Genomic DNA, 19,039 nt, shown 5'->3' on the forward strand with positions numbered 1-19,039 from the left:
AGCTTTTCCGGAGGCCCTTCGGATTTTAAGCAGGAAGGAGAAAAAGACTATCTTTTCAGTTTCATAACTCGCCTTCCAAAGGCCGCCCAAAAAATGGGGACTTTATGCAGGAACTTCTTGAACAACTCGAAGCCCGCCGTGCGGAAGCTCGCATTGGCGGCGGTCAGCGCCGTATCGATGCCCAACATGCGAAGGGCAAGCTTACTGCCCGCGAAAGGATCGAAGTGCTTCTCGACGAAGGATCGTTCGAGGAGTTCGACATGTATGTCACTCATCGCTGCACCGATTTCGGCATGGAAAAGCAAAAAGTCGCCGGTGATGGTGTAGTAACGGGCTGGGGCACGATCAATGGCCGCCAGGTCTATGTGTTCAGCCAGGATTTTACTGTCCTGGGCGGCTCGCTGTCCGAAACGCACGCGCAGAAAATCTGCAAGATCATGGATATGGCCATGAAGAACGGCGCGCCGGTCATTGGCCTCAATGATTCCGGCGGCGCCCGCATTCAGGAAGGCGTCGCTTCGCTTGCGGGCTATGCCGACGTGTTCAAGCGCAACGCCGACGCATCCGGTGTGGTGCCGCAGATCTCGGTCATCATGGGCCCCTGCGCGGGCGGTGCGGTCTATTCACCCGCCATGACCGACTTCATCTTCATGGTACGAGATAGTTCCTATATGTTCGTGACGGGCCCGGACGTGGTGAAAACCGTCACCAACGAGATTGTCACCGCTGAAGAACTGGGCGGTGCATCGACTCACACCAGAAAATCATCGGTCGCCGACGGCGCTTTTGAGAACGATATTGAAGCGCTGGAACAGGTCCGCATTCTGTTCGACTTCCTGCCGCTCAACAATCGTGAAAAGCCTCCTGTACGCCCGGTATTCGATGATCCGGCGCGGCTTGAAATGCGGCTCGACACACTGATTCCGGATAGTGCCACCAAGCCCTACGACATGAAGGAGCTTATCCACGCACTGGCCGATGAGAGTGATTTCTTTGAAATTCAGGAATCTTTTGCGAAAAACATCATTACCGGCTTCATCCGTATGGACGGACAGACCATCGGTGTGGTTGCAAATCAGCCTATGGTGCTTGCCGGTTGCCTCGATATCGATTCATCGCGCAAGGCTGCCCGCTTTGTTCGCTTTTGCGATGCCTTCAATATCCCTCTTCTGACCCTGGTGGATGTTCCGGGCTTCCTGCCAGGCACGGCACAGGAATATGGCGGGGTCATCAAGCACGGCGCAAAGCTGCTCTTCGCTTACAGCCAGGCAACTGTTCCCATGGTCACGCTCATCACGCGCAAGGCCTATGGCGGGGCCTATGACGTGATGGCCTCGAAACATATCGGTGCTGACATCAATTATGCGTGGCCGACGGCGGAAATCGCAGTCATGGGCGCCAAGGGTGCAACGGAAATTCTCTATCGTTCTGAACTGGGTGACGTTGAGAAAATTGGCGCGCGCACGAAGGAATATGAGGAGCGTTTCGCCAATCCGTTCGTGGCCGCTGAACGCGGATTTATCGACGAAGTCATCATGCCGCATTCCTCGCGCCGCCGCATTGCCCGCGCTTTTGCCAGCCTGCGCAACAAGCAGCAAAGCACGCCATGGAAGAAGCACGACACCATTCCGCTTTAGTTTCGCATGATCTTATCCGAAAACCGGTTCCCACTTTTCGGGATCATGCTGTGGCAATGATCCGGTTCATTTGAGTAAACGCACATGATCAAGAAAATTCTCATTGCCAATCGCGGCGAAATCGCATGCCGGGTCATCAAGACGGCGAAGAAAATGGGCATCGCAACGGTGGCGGTCTATTCCGACGCCGACCGCAACGCCCTGCATGTCAAAATGGCCGACGAAGCAATCCATATCGGACCAGCGCCGTCCAATCAGTCCTATATCGTCATCGACAAGATCCTCGCGGCCATCAAGGAAACCGGCGCGGATGCCGTGCATCCCGGCTATGGCTTTCTGTCGGAAAACCCGCGCTTCGCTGAAGCTCTGAAGGCGGCGAATGTCACCTTCATCGGCCCGCCGGTGAATGCCATTGAAGCCATGGGCGACAAGATCACATCGAAGAAGCTTGCCGCCGAAGCCGGTGTTTCCACGGTCCCCGGCCATATGGGCTTGATCGAGGATGCAGACGAGGCCGTCAAAATTGCTGGCAGCATCGGCTATCCTGTGATGATCAAGGCTTCTGCTGGCGGCGGCGGCAAAGGCATGCGTATCGCATGGAACGACGACGAAGCTCGCGAAGGCTTCCAGCTTTCACGCAATGAGGCCAAGTCTTCTTTTGGCGACGACCGCATCTTCATTGAAAAGTTCGTTACCCAGCCGCGCCACATCGAAATTCAGGTGCTGGGCGATCAACACGGCAATGTCATCTATCTCGGCGAGCGCGAATGCTCGATCCAGCGCCGTAACCAGAAGGTTATCGAAGAAGCACCTTCGCCATTCCTTGATGAAGCCACCCGCAAAGCCATGGGCGAACAGGCTGTGGCTCTCGCAAAGGCCGTTGGCTACTTTTCAGCGGGCACGGTGGAATTCATCGTCGACGGCGCGCGCCAATTCTACTTCCTTGAAATGAATACGCGTTTGCAGGTTGAGCATCCGGTGACGGAGCTCATCACCGGCATCGATCTCGTGGAAGAAATGATCCGCGTTGCTTCCGGTGAAAAACTCCGTTTCAGCCAGAACGACGTGAAGCTGAACGGTTGGGCGATGGAAAGCCGCCTCTATGCGGAAGATCCATATCGCAACTTCCTACCCTCTATCGGCAGACTTACCCGTTATCGCCCACCAGTCGAAGGCCGCAATTCGGATGGTACAATCGTGCGCAACGATACCGGCGTGTTCGAAGGCGGCGAAATTTCGATGTATTATGATCCGATGATCGCAAAGCTCTGCACTTGGGGCCCGGACCGCATCAGCGCCATCGATGCAATGGGAGATGCTCTGGATGCGTTCGAGGTCGAAGGCATCGGCCACAATCTGCCTTTCTTGTCGGCAGTAATGGATCATCCGCGCTTCCGCGAGGGTGCACTTACCACCGCGTTCATTGCCGAAGAATACCCGGACGGCTTCGCCGGTGTGCCGGTTTCGGAAGATGATGCGCGGGTGCTTGCGGCTGTTGCCGCCCAGATCAGTCTTGCGATCGAACAGCGCAACATGCAGATTTCGGGGCGGATTTCCAGCGAGCAGCAATCCATGGCGACCGATTGGGTGGCAACACTGGGTGGGTCCGCTTTGCCGGTTCGGATTGCGGAAGGGGAAGGCGGAACGACAATCAATTTCATGGATGGTGGCAGCCTGCCCGTTGCCAGTGACTGGCATCCCGGTAGTCATCTGGGCTCTTTCACTGTTGGCGGCAAACCCATTGCCATCAAGGTTTCTCGTTCGGGCACGGGCTGGCGCTTGCGCTGGCGCGGCATGGATGTAGTTGCCCACGTCCGCAGGCCGCGCATCGCAGAACTTGCACAGCTCATGCCGGTAAAGCTGCCTCCTGATACATCGAAAATGTTGCTCTGCCCGATGCCCGGCGTCATCACATCGATCCTTGTCAAGGATGGTGAAACGGTCGAGGCCGGTCAGCCGCTGGCCACTGTGGAGGCCATGAAGATGGAAAACGTGCTGCGTGCGGAACGCCGTGCTACCGTAAAGCGCATTACGGCGGAAGCAGGCGCAAGCCTTGCCGTGGATGAACTGATTATGGAATTTGAGTGAGGTTCGATATGAGCGAGCGCCCCACCACCCGAGCAGACTGGGAAACACTGGCTGAAAAGGAACTGAAGCGGCCTGCCGACAGCTTGGTCTGGCACACGCCGGAAGGCATTGACGTCAAACCACTTTATACGGAAGACGATCTGCAAGGCATTGACCATCTGGGCACCCTGCCCGGTTTTGAGCCTTTCCTGCGCGGGCCCCGCGCAACCATGTATGCTGGTCGGCCGTGGACAATCCGGCAATATGCCGGGTTCTCGACGGCGGAAGAATCGAACGCCTTCTACCGCAAGGCGCTTGCTGCCGGTCAGCAGGGCGTATCGGTGGCCTTCGATCTTGCTACCCATCGCGGCTATGACAGCGACCACCCACGCGTCGAAGGCGATGTGGGCAAGGCTGGTGTTGCCATCGATTCCGTCGAGGACATGAAGACCCTTTTCGACGGCATCCCGCTTGAAAAAATCTCCGTCTCCATGACGATGAACGGCGCTGTGATCCCGATCCTCGCCAATTTCATCGTCGCAGGCGAAGAACAGGGCGTGCCCCGCGCCCAGCTTTCCGGCACAATCCAGAACGACATTCTCAAGGAGTTCATGGTCCGCAATACCTATATCTATCCGCCGGAACCCTCCATGCGGATCATTGCGGATATCATCGCCTATACCGCTACCGAAATGCCGAAGTTCAACTCGATTTCCATTTCCGGCTATCACATGCAGGAAGCGGGCGCGACGCTGGTTCAGGAACTGGCCTTCACGCTTGCGGATGGCCGTGAATATGTACGCGCAGCCCTGAACAAGGGCCTGAATGTCGATGATTTTGCGGGTCGCCTGTCGTTCTTCTTCGCTATAGGCATGAACTTCTTCATGGAAATCGCCAAGCTGCGCGCTGCGCGCCTGCTTTGGTCGCGCATCATGAAGGAATTCGATCCGAAGAAACCCGGCTCGCTGATGTTGCGTACGCATTGCCAGACTTCAGGCGTATCACTTCAGGAACAGGACCCCTATAACAATATCGTCCGCACGGCATTTGAAGCAATGTCTGCGGCACTCGGCGGCACCCAGTCGCTCCACACCAATTCCTTCGACGAAGCCATTGCTTTGCCAACGGAATTTTCAGCTCGCATTGCCCGCAATACGCAGCTTATCCTCCAGAACGAAACCGGTGTGACCAAAGTAGTCGATCCACTGGCTGGCTCCTACTACATTGAAAGCCTCACCAATGAACTGGCCGAAAAGGCATGGGCACTGATCGAGGAAGTCGAGAAACTCGGCGGCATGACAAAGGCTGTCGAAAGCGGCCTTCCGAAGCGCCTCATTGAAGAAGCTGCCACCAAACGGCAGGCAGCAGTCGACAAGGGCGAAGAGGTCATTGTCGGTGTCAATAAATTCCGCCTTGAGCAGGAAGACGAAATCGACATTCTGGAAATCGATAATAGCGCCGTTCGCCAGTCGCAGATTGCACGTCTCAACCGTATCAAGGAAACGCGCAGCAAGGTAAAAGTCGAAGCAGCCCTTGCGGAGTTGGAAAAAGTCGCCAGGACCGGTGAAGGCAACCTTCTTGCTGCCGCCGTTGATGCCTCCCGCGCCCGCGCCAGCGTTGGTGAAATTTCCGATGCCATGCGCAGCGCATTCGGCGATCACGCTGCGGTTCCGAAGGTCGTCAAAAAGGTTTACGGTGCGGCCTACAAGGACGAGCCGGAATATCAGACGCTGGTTGACCGGCTCGGTGATTTCTCGAAGCAGATCGGTGAAACCCCGAAAGTAATGGTGGCAAAGCTCGGCCAGGACGGCCATGATCGCGGTGCCAAAATCATCGCTTCAGCATTTGGCGATATCGGTTTCGAAGTATTGGCTGGCCCCCTGTTTCAGACTCCGGACGAAGCCGCCGATATGGCGATCAAGTCCAGGGTGCATGTTCTCGGAGTTTCGTCGCTAGCCGCTGGTCACAAAACGCTCTTGCCTCAGCTTGTCGACACCCTCCGCAAGAAGGGCGCGGAAAATATCATCGTCGTCTGCGGTGGCGTCGTTCCGCGTCAGGATTATCAGTATCTGTTCGACCATGGTGTGGCGGCAGTATTCGGACCAGGTTCGAATGTGCTCGACTGCGCTCGCGCCGTCCTCGACCTGATGGAAGGCAAGCGTCGTAATAATTGAATATTATCAAATAGATATATCCAGTACAGGACTCAATTTCTGAACAACTTCAGAAGCCGGGCGAACAGTCCGGCTTCTTGCTTGCAACCATCGTTCAGTTTTTGGGCCCGGCAAAACCGGCAATCGTGGAACTGGTGACCGATACTGGATCACTGGCCGGGAACGTATCCTCCAAACCTTCTTCGAGCTGACGTTCCAACTCAGCCCGATCACCCGCACGACGTGCGCTTGGGCGTGTCAGCAAGCTTTCAGGTTGAATGCCGCATTCCATACATGCAACACCGAGGGCGTTGCCGAGCTTGATTGCCGCACGGCGTATCACGTCATCACGCGCCAGCTCCGCTGCTGTCTCGTTCTCAACCTTGACCGTAATCTTTTCCTCACCCTCGGTGACAAACTCCACCATGTAGAGCTTGAATCCTCCGACCGAACTAATGCGGGTTTCGACAATCTCCATCGCTTCACCTCCGCGTTTTCAATGTAGATCAAACGGTGACCAGCGCCTGAAAGTTCCGCCAGCACGGGCGATTACGGAACCGCCTCCCTCCATAAAACGTTTTAAGTCTGCTGTTGGGAGGTTGCGATGTCAAAATTCTTCACAAAGCTCAGCGAAAAAGCCGCCGAACTTGCCGGCCATTATCTGGCATTCGTACTGGCTACCTTGTCTATCATCATATGGGGGATCAGCGGGCCGTTCTTTAACTTCTCGGACACATGGCAACTCGTAGTGAATACATCGACCACCATAATCACCTTCCTGATGGTGTTTCTGATCCAAAACGCTCAGGATCGAGAAGCAAGCGCGACGCAGGCGAAACTCGATGAAATCCTGAACATCGTCTCAACGACCAAAAGCGAAACCATTGGCGCGGAACATCTGCCTCTCAACGAACTGAAGGCAATTCTGAAACGTCTCGAAGCGAAAAGCGAAAAACCAGAATGAGCAACACATCTTCCCGGCGTGACGTTCAGGCCTATATCTCCTCAGCAGAGATATTGTCGTTAGCAGAAAGGATGTCCCATGGCCGTCACCAAAAAGCAGGAAGCCCGCGCTCTCAATGCCGACGAAAAAGAGTTGGTGGAAAAGTCGCATCATCCTTTTTTGCAGGACGTTCCCGACGAAGAGCTTTCCCATCTGGCAAAGCTGATCCGCGAACGCCGTAAAAAGGCAAAAGACCAGGCCCACCAGCGCAGACGCGAAATGCGCGGAAAGGGAGCTGCTCGCGGCACATCACCGTCCAAGGCGGATGAAGGTTCGCATCTGAAAGTTTCCGTACTGGCCATGGCAGTGCGCCGCATCAACACCGAAGTTGAACGCCGCCGCCGTATGTCTGCCAGCGCCGAACTGATTGCCAACGCTCGAAAAGCGCTCGCGACCAAGGAGGCAAATGAAAAGAAGGGGAAGGATTTCAACACACGTCATGCACTTAACGGCATGCGCAACATCCCGAACGAAAAATACGACAGCCTTGTCCGTCCGGCAGAGCGTGGACGGCTTCGAAAGGCCGCAAGCGTCGCTCAGGCGAAGAAGGATACGCGTCAGAAGGAAGCCGGTTAGAGCATTTCCAGCGCCGTCTTTCGGACAGGTGGCGCGAAAGCCAAATCCAGACGTTTCAATTGATCTTCGGAAAGCCGCAACTCTGCGGCTTTTCTATTATCCCGCACGTGATGCGGGTTGGAGGATTTTGGAATTGCGATGACATTGCCACCACGCATCGTCCATGCGAGCGCGACAGAGGCTGGTGTTCCGCCCGTCTCGTCTGCAATTTCCGCCAGTACCGGGCTCCCCAGCAATCGACCCTGTTCAATGGGCGAGTAAGCCATCAGCGGAATTTTGCGCTCAACACACCATGGCATCAGATCGAATTCCGGCCCACGTCGCGTCAGATTGTAGAGTATTTGGTTTGTCGATACGGCTTTGCCGTCTGCTATACCGACCAACTCTTTCATATCAGCCGCATCGAAATTGCTGACACCCCAGCTCGCGATTTTTCCGGTATGCTGCAGTTCTTCAAATGCAGAGACAGTCTCTTCAAGAGGGTATCGCCCACGCCAGTGCAGCAGATACAGATCTATATGATCAGTGCGAAGACGCTGCAGGCTTCTCTCGCAGGCATCAATTGTTCCCTTCCGTGAAGCATTGTACGGCAATACCTTACTGACGATAAATACATCGTCGCGACAGCCGGTGATGGCTTCACCGACAACATCTTCCGCCTCGCCGTCAGCATACATTTCCGCCGTATCGATCAGCGTCATCCCCAGATCAACGCCAGTCCTTAATGCTTCGATTTCATAGCGGCGTTGCGTGCTGTCCTCGCCCATATACCAGGTGCCCTGCCCCAGCGCTGGAACCGTCTGGCCCGAAGGCAGGGTGATCTGTGGTATGGTCCCGGTCATTGCATCTTCCCCTATAAAACGATCATTGCCATGATCGCTACATAGCCGGAAAGTTCAAGACCTTGAGAGTGGCCACTCAAGCAAAATGCAGACCAAAACCCTGCATGAGCCTGCGGATGGCATAGTCTGGATTCTGGGATGTAATAACCGCCTGATCATTGTGATGATGCAGTTCTTCATCAGCGCGGCGTGGTTTCAGCAGTGAAACGGTGCGGCGGGCGATCGCTTCTGCAGGGTCAAGCCAGTCCACCGGCCATGGCGCGAGACGGCGAAACACATTGGCAAGAAACGGATAGTGCGTGCAGGCCAGAACGACAATGTCGGTGCGACTGCCATCCTGCTCAATGAAACAGGGAGCAATCTGTTCCACAACCAGCGCCTCATTAATCTTCTCGCCGCGAATATGGGCTTCCGCTACCGCAGCCAGTTGGTCGGCACCGACGAGACGAACATGGCATTGGGACGCGAAAGATTGAATGAGATCGCGCGTATAGGCGCGCCTGACAGTACCGGGGGTCGCCAGCACGGAAACGAGCCCCGATGATGTTCTTTCAGCAGCGGGCTTGATTGCCGGCACCGTGCCGACAAACGGCACCGAAGGATAGGCTTGCCGTAAGTCATCCAGCACCAGCGTGGAAGCCGTATTGCAGGCAATGACCGCGATTTCGGGGTCATAGGCGGCGATGAGCTTGCCGAACAGTTCGACAATCCTTGCCCTGAGCGCATCCTCTTCCCATCCGCCATAAGGAAATCCGGCATCGTCGGCAACGTAGACAAAGCGACGGTCCGGCATAAGCACCCGCGCTTCACGCAAAACCGTCAGGCCACCAATACCGCTGTCGAAAACCAGAATGGGTCTTTCAGCGTCGACGGGGGGAATGGCGGAAAAGCGCTCAGCGGGTGCGTTTTTCATTCGTCCTTGTCCTTTGTTGCCGGAGTCTCGGTCGCGGGTTTGCGCGCGCGTCCTTCCGGAGCCCCGGAACCCCGTGGCTTCTTTGGCGTGAATACATCGAGCGAGGTGACAACCCCGCGCAGCAGCTTCAATTCGGCAGAGGCAAAACCAGCGCGCGTCAGGACAGCGCGCAAATTGTTGACCATGATTTCCTTGCGGGCTTCAGGGCGGAAATACCCCCTGACATCAAGGGCTTCTTCGAGGTGATTGAAGAGTCCCTGCAACTCCTGTTTCGGCGCCAGCTCAAGCTCCGGACCGCGAAAAACGGTCTCCGTCTGCGTCTCAAGACCCGATTTCATCCATTCATAGGACATGAGCAGAACCGCCTGCGCAATATTGAGCGAGGCAAATGCCGGATTAACCGGAAACGTCACCAGTTCATCCGCCAGACCGACTTCCTCGTTGCTGAGACCGAATCGTTCTCGACCGAACAGAATGCCGGTCTTCTCTCCGGTCCTGAAACGGCGGCGCAGTTCGCCACCCGCTTCCACGGCGCTGCGAACCTGCTTGAAACCATCGCGTTCGCGTGCCGTTGTCGCATAGACGAAATTGAGATCGGCGATAGCAGAAGGGAGGTCATCATAAACCACCGCATTGTCGATCACATGATCGGCCTTGCTGGCTGCCGCCCTCGCCTTTTCACTCGGAAATTCCTCGCGCGGATTGACCAGACGCAATTCTGCCAGTCCGAAATTCGCCATGGCGCGCGCCACCATGCCGATGTTTTCCGGCAATTGCGGCTCCACCAGCACGATTGCCGGTCCTTCCGCGATAAAGGGGCGCTGTTTATCTGTTCCTGCCATGATCTCTTCCGCTTTAGCTATCGTATCGTGGCGTTTCCCTTACATAATTGACGCGGAATCGCAAAGATTCCCCTTACGTGATTGCGGGAAAAGCCTGTGTAGTAGCCCGATAACACCTATTTGCCGCCCATCCATGCCAGACTGCTTCTACCAGATACAGGATCAAGGGAGGAAACCATGTCCGGTAAGAAGATACTCATGCTTTGCGGCGACTTTGGTGAGGACTATGAAACTATGGTCCCATTCCAGACACTGCTGACCGTTGGCCATACGGTTCACGCCGTCTGCCCCGGCAAGAAAGCTGGCGATCATATAGCGACAGCCATTCACGACTTCGAAGGCCATCAGACCTATACGGAAAAGCCGGGCCATAACTTCGCGCTCAATGCGACATTTGCCGACGTAAAGCCGGAGAGCTATGACGCTCTGGTCATTCCAGGTGGCCGGGCGCCGGAATATCTGCGTCTCGACGACAAAGTTATCGCGGTGGTGAAGCATTTCTTCGAGGCGAACAAGCCTGTTGCAGCGGTCTGCCATGGTGCGCAGTTGCTGGCTGCGGCACGTGTTCTGGAAGGTCGCACCTGCTCTGCCTATCCGGCCTGCCGCCCGGAAGTTGAACTTGCCGGCGGCACATATGCCGATATTCCGGTTGATCAGGCTGTTACGGACGGCAATCTCGTCACGTCGCCCGCCTGGCCTGCCCATCCGGCATGGCTGTCACAGTTCCTCACCGTTCTCGGCACCAGGATCACGCATGGCTGACCGCAACGCCTTGCCTGTTTCCCAACAAGGTTGCAGGCAAGGCGAAACTGCGCGACATTGGCTTGGGAGAACAACCCGGAGGAAATCATGTGCAGGCTGTTCATCGGTGCCGATCCTGAACTCTGGTCAAGTGTGACGCGTTCGCTGCGTATCGATGGCGTCGTGACAAGCGTTCGGCTTGAAAATTTCTTCTGGTGGACTCTGGAAGAAATCGCGGTACGCGATGACCTTACGGTCAGCCGCCTTATCGGCAAACTTTACGATGAATCCCGGAATGAGGGGCATGACCTCGACAATTTTGCATCGTTCCTGCGGGTTTGCTGCGGGCGCTATCTTTCCCTTCAACTGAACGGTCTGGTTCCTACAGACAGATCAACTGCCATCTCCACGCTGGATGCTGACGCCATTCTGGTCAGGGAGCAGGAAAACTATCGCCAGCGGCAATCCTCATGGGAGCAATCCCGCGGCGACGATCGCGCGGCGTGATTGATCCGGTCCAAAAGCCGTTTCGCGCTTTTCGCAAATCTATCCCGAAATTTTGACCATCTAAACGCTCTGTAGGCCAAAGAATAAGCCTCTTAAGCTTTGCCTTATCCGTCGCGAGTGCTATACGGGCGCGACGCATTGAAAAAGAGGCTTCATCCATGGCAAAAATCAAGGTTGCGAACCCGGTCGTCGAACTCGACGGCGACGAGATGACCCGCATTATCTGGCAGTTCATCAAGGACAAGCTTATCCATCCTTACCTCGACATCGATCTGAAATATTACGATCTGTCGGTCGAACACCGCGATGCTACCAATGACCAAGTTACCATTGATGCTGCAAACGCCATCAAGGAACACGGCGTCGGCGTAAAATGCGCAACCATTACGCCGGACGAAGCCCGCGTTGAAGAATTCAAGCTCAAGAAGATGTGGAAGTCGCCAAACGGCACCATCCGTAACATCCTCGGCGGCGTTATTTTCCGCGAGCCTATCATCTGCAAGAACGTCCCTCGCCTGGTTCCGGGCTGGACGCAGCCAATCATCGTCGGTCGTCACGCTTTCGGCGACCAGTACCGCGCGACCGATTTCAAGTTCCCGGGCAAGGGCACACTGTCGATCAAGTTCGTTGGTGAAGATGGCGAAACCATCGAGCATGAAGTCTATCAGGCACCGAGCGCTGGCGTGGCAATGGCCATGTACAACCTCGACGAATCCATCCGTGAATTTGCGCGCGCTTCGCTGAACTACGGCCTGCAGCGCAACTATCCGGTTTATCTCTCGACCAAGAACACCATTCTCAAGGCCTATGACGGCCGCTTCAAGGACATCTTTGAAGAAGTCTATCAGGCTGAATTCGCTGACAAGTTCAAGGAAGCCAAGATCTGGTACGAACATCGCCTGATCGATGACATGGTTGCATCGGCGCTCAAGTGGTCCGGCGGTTATGTATGGGCTTGTAAGAACTATGACGGCGACGTTCAGTCGGATATCGTGGCTCAGGGTTTTGGTTCGCTCGGCCTGATGACCTCCGTCCTGATGACTCCAGATGGCAAAACCGTCGAAGCTGAAGCTGCACATGGCACAGTGACCCGTCACTACCGTCAGCATCAGAAGGGCGAGGAAACCTCGACCAACTCGATCGCTTCGATCTTCGCATGGACCCGCGGTCTCGCTCACCGCGCCAAGCTCGACGACAATGCCGAACTGAAGCGTTTTGCAGATACGCTGGAAAAGGTCTGCGTGGACACCGTCGAAAGCGGTTACATGACCAAGGATCTGGCATTGCTTATCGGCCCTGATCAGCCTTGGCTCTCGACCACCGGCTTCCTCGACAAGATCGATGAGAACCTTCAGAAGGCCATGGCCGCCTGATCAAATAATCGACGCTTATCATCGTTCCAGAAAACCCGGCAGCATCGCTGCCGGGTTTTTTCGTTTCCTTTTCAAGGGAAAAAGCGCATCCTGACACCTCTTACTGGGAGGATGAAATGGCAGAGTTGAAGCTCTATACCAACCCGATGTCGCGTGGACGCATTGCGCGCTGGATGCTGGAAGAGATCGGCAAACCCTATGATGTGGAAATACTGGATTTTGGCCCGCCGATGAAGGGGCCCGACTACTGCACAATCAACCCGATGGGAAAAGTTCCCGCCCTGCGTCATGGCGATGCAGTGGTAACAGAAGTGGCTGCGATCTGCGCCTATCTGGCAACAACATTTCCCGAAGCTGGTCTGGCACCGCATCCCAACGAGCGTGCGAATTTCTTCCGCTGGCTGTTCTTTACGTCTGGTCCTGTGGAAGCCGCTTTGTCCAATCATGCACTCGGTTTTGAAGTACCTACAGACAAGCAGGGAATGGTCGGCTACGGCAATTACGATACAGTCGTGAATACGTTGGAGAAGGCGGTTTCGCACCACCCTTATATCACCGGCGACCGCTTCACCGCCGCTGACGTTTATGTCGGTTCGCACATCGGCTGGGGCCTGCGCTTCGGCACTTTGCCCGCCAAAGGAGCATTTGTCGCCTATTGGGACCGGCTAAAGGATCGCCCCGCGATGAAACGGGCTACCGAGTTGGACGAAGCAGCCGCGGCCGCCACGCAGCATTAGAGCGCATCCCGAAAAGTGAGAAACGGTTTTCGGGATGCGCGTTAAAACAAGTATTTAGAGCGCCAAAACTGCCTGTTCCGGCTCATACGATCTGGCCAGCCAGCTCAAATGTGCGTGAGAATGCCTGCACACCTTTGGGTGAAAAGGCAATGACGCGCCCCTCATCCCGGCGCGCCCAGCCTTTAGAAATGAAATGGTTCAACAGTGCCGCGCCAAGCGCTCCGCCCAAATGGTTGCGGCGCTCACTCCAGTCAAGGCAATGACGACAAACCGGGCGCTTACCCTGCTCCAGAATCGTCACATCCACGCCCAGGCAACTGAAGAACGATTTACCTTTTTCCGTCAGCACCGGCTCACCATCATCGACGATCAGCCCAAGCCTGTGTGAGGCATCGAGCATCTCGACGCCACGTTCACCGGCCAGATGGTCGTAACAGATGCGCGCCTTGCGTAGCGCCTGATCTTTCGGGCCAGTCCTCACCCGCACAGCGCCGGTGCGCTGCGCAAGCCCCATAAGACCTTCCAGAACCTGGGCCACATCCGTTCCTGAAAGCCGGAAATAGCGGTGCCGACCCTGCTTCTCAGCGACCAGAAGATTGGCTGCGTCTAGCTTTGCAAGATGGCCGCTCGCTGTCTGGAGCGTCACACCCGCAGCCGATGCAAGTTCACTGACAGTCAGCGCGCGACCATCCATCAGTGCTGTGAGCATATTTGCGCGTGCGGGATCGCCTAGGAGCGCTGCAACGGAAGCTATGATCGGACCATCTTTCATACTTCGATGTTAACCGAACTATGGAGGTATTTCAATTGCTACATTGTCACCATCGAAACCATGCATTTGAAGGAGACACGCATGATTACCTGTTTCATCCGCTATCAGATCGACCCGTTCAAAGCAGACGCCTTTGCCGAATATGCGCGCAACTGGGGACAGGCCATTCCGCGCTGCGGCGCTAATCTTATCGGTTATTTCGGGCCGCATGAAGGATCGCTGACGTCAGCATACGGCGTCTACTCAATCGACAGCCTGGCCGCATACGAAGCATATCGGGCGCGGCTCGCCGCCGATCCCATCGGCCGTTCCAATTATGAATTTGCGCGTCGGGAGCAGTTCATCCGATCCGAGGACCGCATCTTCCTCAAACTGCAATCCGCACCACATGGGGAGTTCATCAAGCCATGATTGCCGTCATATTCGAAGTCTGGCCAGCCGATGACGACAGACGCGGGCAATATCTCGATATTGCCGCAAGCCTGCGCGAAGACCTCTCCAAGATCGACGGTTTTTTGTCGATCGAGCGCTTTCAGAGCCTGGCCGATCCGGACAAGTTACTCTCGCTCTCTTTCTGGCGCGACGAAGAAGCCGTGCGCGCATGGCGCAACTTGCCCTCGCACCGGGCCGCACAGAACAAGGGCCGGAGCGGCGTTTTTGAGAATTATCGTTTGCGCGTGGCCAGCATTCTCAGGGACTATGGGCTGGATGAGCGCAGCGAAGCGCCTGACGATAGCCGCACGGTGCATGCGGCCTAATTCCACCTATGATAAAGGCCGGAATGACCCGGCCTTTTTGTGTCGAACTAGACGATCAGTGCTTTGACCGCGGTAACCGCAGCATCAGCTTTTTCGCCATCCGGCCCACCGGCCTGTGCCATGTCCGGGCGACCGCCGCCACCTGCGCCGCCAAGGGCTGCGGAAGCAGCGCGAACCAGATCAACCGCGCTGAAGCGACCAACCAGGTCTTCCGTAACCGCAGCTACGGCGCTCGCCTTGCCATCTTCACCAACACCGATAAACAGCACAACACCGGAACCGACCTGCTTCTTGCCTTCATCGGCAAGCGGTTTCAGGTCGCGCGGGGAAACGCCGGTCACGATCTTGCCAAGGAAATTGACGCCGTTCACAGCCTCGACGGCACTGCCGCCGTCTGCCGAACCACCGCCAAGCGCAAGCTTCTTGCGGGCATCGGCAAGTTCCCTTTCCAGCTTCTTGCGTTCATCGAGCAGCACATTGACGCGTTCCAGCGCTTCAGACGGTGTTGTCTTCAATGCACCGGCGATTGCCTTTACGCGTTCATCCTGTTCTTCGAGATAAAGACGTGCCGCCTCGCCGGTCAGCGCTTCCATACGACGAACGCCTGCTGCAACGGCACCTTCCGAAACAATGCGGACGAGACCGATATCGCCGGTCTGGCGCACATGCGTTCCACCGCAAAGCTCAACCGAATAAGTCTTGCCTTCCTTCGGACCTTGCTTGGCGGTGCCCATGGAAACGACGCGAACTTCATCACCGTATTTTTCACCAAACAGTGCCATCGCTCCTTCGGCAATGGCATCATCCACGGCCATCAGACGCGTGCTGACGGGAGCATTCTGCAAGATGATTTCATTGGCGAGGCTTTCAACCTGCGCCAGCTCTTCAGCCGAAATCGGTTTCGGATGCGAAAAGTCGAAACGCAGACGATCCGGTGCAACGAGCGAACCCTTCTGGGCTACATGGTTGCCGAGCGTTTCGCGCAGTGCTTCATGCAGAAGATGGGTCGCCGAGTGATTGGAACGAATGCGCGTACGGCGTACCGAATTAACTTTCAGCTCGACGGAATCGCCGGTTTTCGCCGTGCCCTTGGTAACTTCGCCCATATGAACGAAGACGCCCTCGCCTTTCTTCTGGGTATCCTTGACGGTGATGGCAAAACCTTCACCGGAAATCGTGCCGGTATCGCCCTGCTGGCCGCCCGATTCGCCATAGAACGGGGTCTGGTTTACCACGACCGAAACAGCATCGCCTTCGGCAACGGAGTGCACTTCTGCGCCATCACGAATAAGCGCCATGATGACGCCCTCGGCAATCTCCGTCTCGTATCCGAGGAATTCAGTCGCCCCGACCTTATCCTTAATACCAAACCAGATCGTTTCCGTGGCAGCTTCACCGGACCCGGTCCAGTTGGCACGCGCTTCAGCCTTCTGGCGTTCCATGGCAGCACTGAAGCCATCCGTATCGACGGCAATGCCGCGCTGGCGAAGCGCGTCCTGCGTCAGATCAAGCGGGAATCCATAAGTATCGTAAAGCTTGAAAGCGATTTCCCCATCGAGGCGGTCACCTTCAACCAGGCTTTCCGTTGCATCCGATAGTAGACCAAGACCACGATCCAGCGTCTTACGGAAACGGGTTTCCTCAAGCTTGAGCGTTTCGGAGATCAAGGCGTCCGCACGGATAAGTTCCGGATAGGCCTGCCCCATTTCGCGGATCAGGGCGGGCAGCAGACGCCACATCAACGGCTCTTTCGCACCGAGAAGCTGGGCGTGACGCATTGCACGGCGCATGATGCGACGCAGCACATAACCACGACCTTCGTTGGACGGCAGAACGCCATCGGCAATCAGGAAGCTCGAAGCACGCAGATGATCAGCAATGACGCGATGACTGGCGCGGAATTCGCCCTCGGCCTTTACTCCAGTTGCCTCTTCCGAAGCGCGGATCAATGCCTTGAAGAGATCTATATCATAATTGTCATGTACGCCCTGCAGAACTGCAGCGACGCGCTCCAGCCCCATGCCAGTGTCAATGGACGGACGCGGCAGGTCGATGCGCTGTTCGGGCGTGATCTGCTCAAACTGCATGAAAACGAGATTCCAGATTTCAATGAAACGGTCACCGTCCTCGTCAGCCGATCCGGGAGGTCCACCCCAGATATGATCACCGTGGTCAAAGAAAATTTCGGAACATGGGCCGCACGGGCCAGTGTCGCCCATGGCCCAGAAATTATCACTGGTGGCGATGCGGATAATGCGGTCGTCGGAAAGACCGGCGATCTTTTTCCAGTAATTCGCAGCGTCGTCGTCCGTGTGATAAACGGTGACGAGCAGCTTGTCCTTCGGCAGACCGAATTCCTTCGTGATCAGGTTCCAGGCGAAGCTGATAGCCTCTTCCTTGAAATAGTCACCAAACGAAAAATTGCCGAGCATTTCAAAGAAAGTGTGATGACGGGCGGTATAGCCGACATTGTCCAGATCGTTGTGCTTGCCACCGGCCCGAACACATTTCTGGGAAGTCGTGGCACGGTTATAGGAGCGGTGTTCAAGACCCGTAAAAACGTTCTTGAACTGCACCATGCCCGCATTGGTGAACATAAGCGTTGGATCGTTGCGCGGAACAAGCGGACTCGATGGGACGACCTCATGCCCGTTCTTGCGATAATAATCGAGGAATGTGGACCTTATCTCGTTAACGCCAGCCATAAGTCACCCTTGGGCTTTTCTGCCCTGCACGGATACAGCTTTGCAGAAAGCAGTATCAATTGTCCTGTTCAAACTCCCACAGCCGCCAACGATCGTCGAAGACCCGAGGCTCTGCCGCACTGCTAGAACGTGAAGTGGAGTTTTCGGTTGACCGCTTTTAACGATGCCTTGCTTTTCTGTCCAGATAAGTACGCTGCGCCATAAAAGCAATTTCTGCTGGAAGACGATAAAATCGGTACTGCTCGCTCAGCAAAATATATCGCCGCACAACAAAGCCCCATGCGATTTGCACGGGGCTTCGATAATTCATCAGATGTTGGCGATCTTACATTTCAGCAGCATCGCCAGCATCATCCTCAGGTCCGCCATCTTCCAGGAACTGCTCGGCAATCAATCCGGCATTCTGGCGAAGTGTCGTCTCGATCTCACGGGCTGTCTCCGGATTGTCCCTGAGATACTGCTTGGCATTTTCACGGCCCTGTCCCAGTCGCTGGGAGTTATACGAGAACCACGCACCAGACTTCTCGACAACACCAGCTTTCACGCCAAGATCGACCAGCTCACCGGTCTTGGAAACACCGGCCCCATACATGATGTCGAATTCGACTTGCTTGAAGGGAGGTGCAAGCTTGTTCTTGACGACCTTCACGCGGGTCTGGTTGCCAACGACTTCATCACGCTCCTTGATCGAGCCGATACGGCGAATATCGAGACGAACCGAAGCGTAGAACTTGAGGGCATTACCGCCCGTCGTCGTTTCCGGCGACCCGAACATCACACCGATCTTCATGCGGATCTGGTTGATGAAGATCACCATGCAGTTCGAACGCGAGATCGACGCGGTAAGCTTACGAAGCGCCTGGCTCATGAGACGCGCCTGCAGGCCAGGCAGGGAATCACCCATTTCGCCTTCGATTTCCGCGCGCGGCGTCAAGGCTGCGACGGAGTCGATAACGAGAACGTCGATAGCGCCTGAGCGCACAAGCGTATCGGTGATTTCAAGCGCCTGCTCGCCCGTATCCGGTTGCGAAATCAGCAGGTTTTCAAGATCAACACCCAGCTTGCGTGCATAGACCGGATCAAGGGCATGTTCCGCGTCGACGAACGCACAGATACCGCCCTTCTTCTGTGCTTCCGCGATCGTATGCAATGCAAGTGTCGTCTTACCCGAGCTTTCCGGCCCATAAATCTCGACAATACGTCCCTTGGGCAAGCCACCGACGCCGAGCGCGATGTCCAGCGAGAGCGATCCCGTCGATACGGTTTCGATCTCGACTACCTGATCGTTCTGGCCGAGGCGCATGATCGAGCCTTTGCCGAACGCCCTTTCGATCTGCGACAATGCCGCATCGAGAGCCTTAGTCTTGTCCACTGAATTTTCCTCAACAAGTCGCAATGAATTCTGAGACATCT

At 55.8% G+C, this 19,039-nt stretch carries 18 protein-coding genes; 11 read left to right on the top strand and 7 right to left on the bottom strand.

Translation table 11 applies throughout. From position 1 onward, the window contains the following. Positions 1-104 precede the first annotated feature (104 nt). The 3 genes from FIB18_RS14705 (at position 105) to scpA (ending at position 5,878) form a co-directional block, all read left to right on the top strand. The gene (locus FIB18_RS14705) at positions 105-1,637 is read left to right on the top strand and encodes an acyl-CoA carboxylase subunit beta (RefSeq protein ID WP_140021426.1); all 1,533 of its coding nucleotides are present in this window, start codon (positions 105-107) and stop codon (positions 1,635-1,637) included. 84 nt (positions 1,638-1,721) lie between these two features. After that, on the top strand, positions 1,722-3,725 hold the full coding sequence (locus FIB18_RS14710; protein ID WP_140021427.1) for an acetyl-CoA carboxylase biotin carboxylase subunit: 2,004 nt from the start codon (positions 1,722-1,724) through the stop codon (positions 3,723-3,725). Between the two features lie 8 nt (positions 3,726-3,733). Further along, positions 3,734-5,878 (top strand): methylmalonyl-CoA mutase, encoded by a 2,145-nt coding sequence (scpA, locus tag FIB18_RS14715; RefSeq protein WP_140021428.1) that lies wholly within the window; start codon positions 3,734-3,736, stop codon positions 5,876-5,878. A gap of 94 nt (positions 5,879-5,972) precedes the next feature. Here scpA and FIB18_RS14720 read toward each other — a convergent pair whose 3' ends face one another. Further along, a complete protein-coding gene (locus FIB18_RS14720) occupies positions 5,973-6,335 on the bottom strand; it encodes a hypothetical protein (RefSeq protein ID WP_140021429.1) in 363 nt (120 codons plus the stop codon). Positions 6,336-6,461: 126 nt separating this feature from the next. On the opposite strand from FIB18_RS14720, the gene FIB18_RS14725 reads away from it, so the two are divergent. Both FIB18_RS14725 and FIB18_RS14730 read left to right on the top strand, forming a co-directional pair. Further along, positions 6,462-6,821: a low affinity iron permease family protein gene (locus FIB18_RS14725; RefSeq protein WP_140021430.1), complete on the top strand. Its 360-nt coding sequence runs from the start codon at positions 6,462-6,464 to the stop codon at positions 6,819-6,821. 78 nt (positions 6,822-6,899) lie between these two features. Continuing rightward, the gene (locus FIB18_RS14730) at positions 6,900-7,436 is read left to right on the top strand and encodes a hypothetical protein (RefSeq protein WP_140021431.1); all 537 of its coding nucleotides are present in this window, start codon (positions 6,900-6,902) and stop codon (positions 7,434-7,436) included. Here FIB18_RS14730 and FIB18_RS14735 read toward each other — a convergent pair. From FIB18_RS14735 to FIB18_RS14745, 3 genes are all read right to left on the bottom strand, one after another. After that, positions 7,433-8,278 (bottom strand): aldo/keto reductase, encoded by an 846-nt coding sequence (locus FIB18_RS14735; RefSeq protein ID WP_140021432.1) that lies wholly within the window; start codon positions 8,276-8,278, stop codon positions 7,433-7,435. The two genes, FIB18_RS14730 and FIB18_RS14735, sit on opposite strands and share 4 nt — an antisense overlap. Positions 8,279-8,354: 76 nt before the next feature. Then, positions 8,355-9,191, bottom strand: a complete 837-nt coding sequence (gene murI, locus FIB18_RS14740; RefSeq protein WP_140021433.1) for a glutamate racemase — start codon at positions 9,189-9,191, stop codon at positions 8,355-8,357. Next, a complete protein-coding gene (locus FIB18_RS14745; protein ID WP_140021434.1) occupies positions 9,188-10,033 on the bottom strand; it encodes an RNA methyltransferase in 846 nt (281 codons plus the stop codon). Before FIB18_RS14745 ends, murI begins: the two co-directional genes overlap by 4 nt. Before the next feature lie 177 nt (positions 10,034-10,210). Between FIB18_RS14745 and FIB18_RS14750 the strand changes: the two genes are divergently transcribed. The 4 genes from FIB18_RS14750 to FIB18_RS14765 all read left to right on the top strand — a co-directional run bounded on the left by FIB18_RS14750 (position 10,211) and on the right by FIB18_RS14765 (position 13,391). After that, on the top strand, positions 10,211-10,795 hold the full coding sequence (locus tag FIB18_RS14750) for a DJ-1/PfpI family protein (RefSeq protein ID WP_140021435.1): 585 nt from the start codon (positions 10,211-10,213) through the stop codon (positions 10,793-10,795). An 87-nt stretch (positions 10,796-10,882) separates the two neighbouring features. Then, positions 10,883-11,281 carry a ribbon-helix-helix domain-containing protein gene (locus FIB18_RS14755; protein WP_140021436.1) on the top strand — a complete coding sequence of 133 codons (399 nt, stop codon included), beginning with the start codon at positions 10,883-10,885 and terminating at the stop codon, positions 11,279-11,281. A gap of 158 nt (positions 11,282-11,439) precedes the next feature. Beyond that, positions 11,440-12,654: an NADP-dependent isocitrate dehydrogenase gene (locus FIB18_RS14760; RefSeq protein ID WP_140021437.1), complete on the top strand. Its 1,215-nt coding sequence runs from the start codon at positions 11,440-11,442 to the stop codon at positions 12,652-12,654. A 116-nt stretch (positions 12,655-12,770) separates the two neighbouring features. Next, complete coding sequence (locus tag FIB18_RS14765; RefSeq protein WP_140021438.1) at positions 12,771-13,391, top strand: glutathione S-transferase family protein; 621 nt, start codon at positions 12,771-12,773, stop codon at positions 13,389-13,391. A gap of 82 nt (positions 13,392-13,473) precedes the next feature. Here the strand turns inward: FIB18_RS14765 and FIB18_RS14770 are convergent, their stop codons facing one another. Next, a complete protein-coding gene (locus FIB18_RS14770) occupies positions 13,474-14,163 on the bottom strand; it encodes an ArsR/SmtB family transcription factor (RefSeq protein ID WP_140021439.1) in 690 nt (229 codons plus the stop codon). 81 nt (positions 14,164-14,244) lie between these two features. Here FIB18_RS14770 and FIB18_RS14775 point away from each other — a divergent pair, with 81 nt between their 5' ends. Together FIB18_RS14775 and FIB18_RS14780 are read left to right on the top strand one after the other, a co-directional pair. Next, positions 14,245-14,574: an NIPSNAP family protein gene (locus FIB18_RS14775; RefSeq protein WP_140021440.1), complete on the top strand. Its 330-nt coding sequence runs from the start codon at positions 14,245-14,247 to the stop codon at positions 14,572-14,574. Then, on the top strand, positions 14,571-14,921 hold the full coding sequence (locus FIB18_RS14780) for an antibiotic biosynthesis monooxygenase family protein (protein WP_140021441.1): 351 nt from the start codon (positions 14,571-14,573) through the stop codon (positions 14,919-14,921). The genes FIB18_RS14775 and FIB18_RS14780 overlap by 4 nt, the downstream gene beginning before the upstream one ends. A 47-nt stretch (positions 14,922-14,968) precedes the next feature. Here the strand turns inward: FIB18_RS14780 and alaS are convergent, their stop codons facing one another. Both alaS and recA read right to left on the bottom strand, forming a co-directional pair. Continuing rightward, a complete protein-coding gene (gene alaS / locus FIB18_RS14785) occupies positions 14,969-17,626 on the bottom strand; it encodes an alanine--tRNA ligase (protein ID WP_140021442.1) in 2,658 nt (885 codons plus the stop codon). Positions 17,627-17,951: 325 nt separating this feature from the next. Next, a complete protein-coding gene (gene recA / locus FIB18_RS14790; protein ID WP_105542068.1) occupies positions 17,952-19,037 on the bottom strand; it encodes a recombinase RecA in 1,086 nt (361 codons plus the stop codon). Positions 19,038-19,039 lie beyond the last annotated feature (2 nt).

The sequence above is a fragment of the Brucella pecoris genome (genome assembly GCF_006376675.1).
GTDB classification, from domain to species: domain Bacteria; phylum Pseudomonadota; class Alphaproteobacteria; order Rhizobiales; family Rhizobiaceae; genus Brucella; species Brucella pecoris.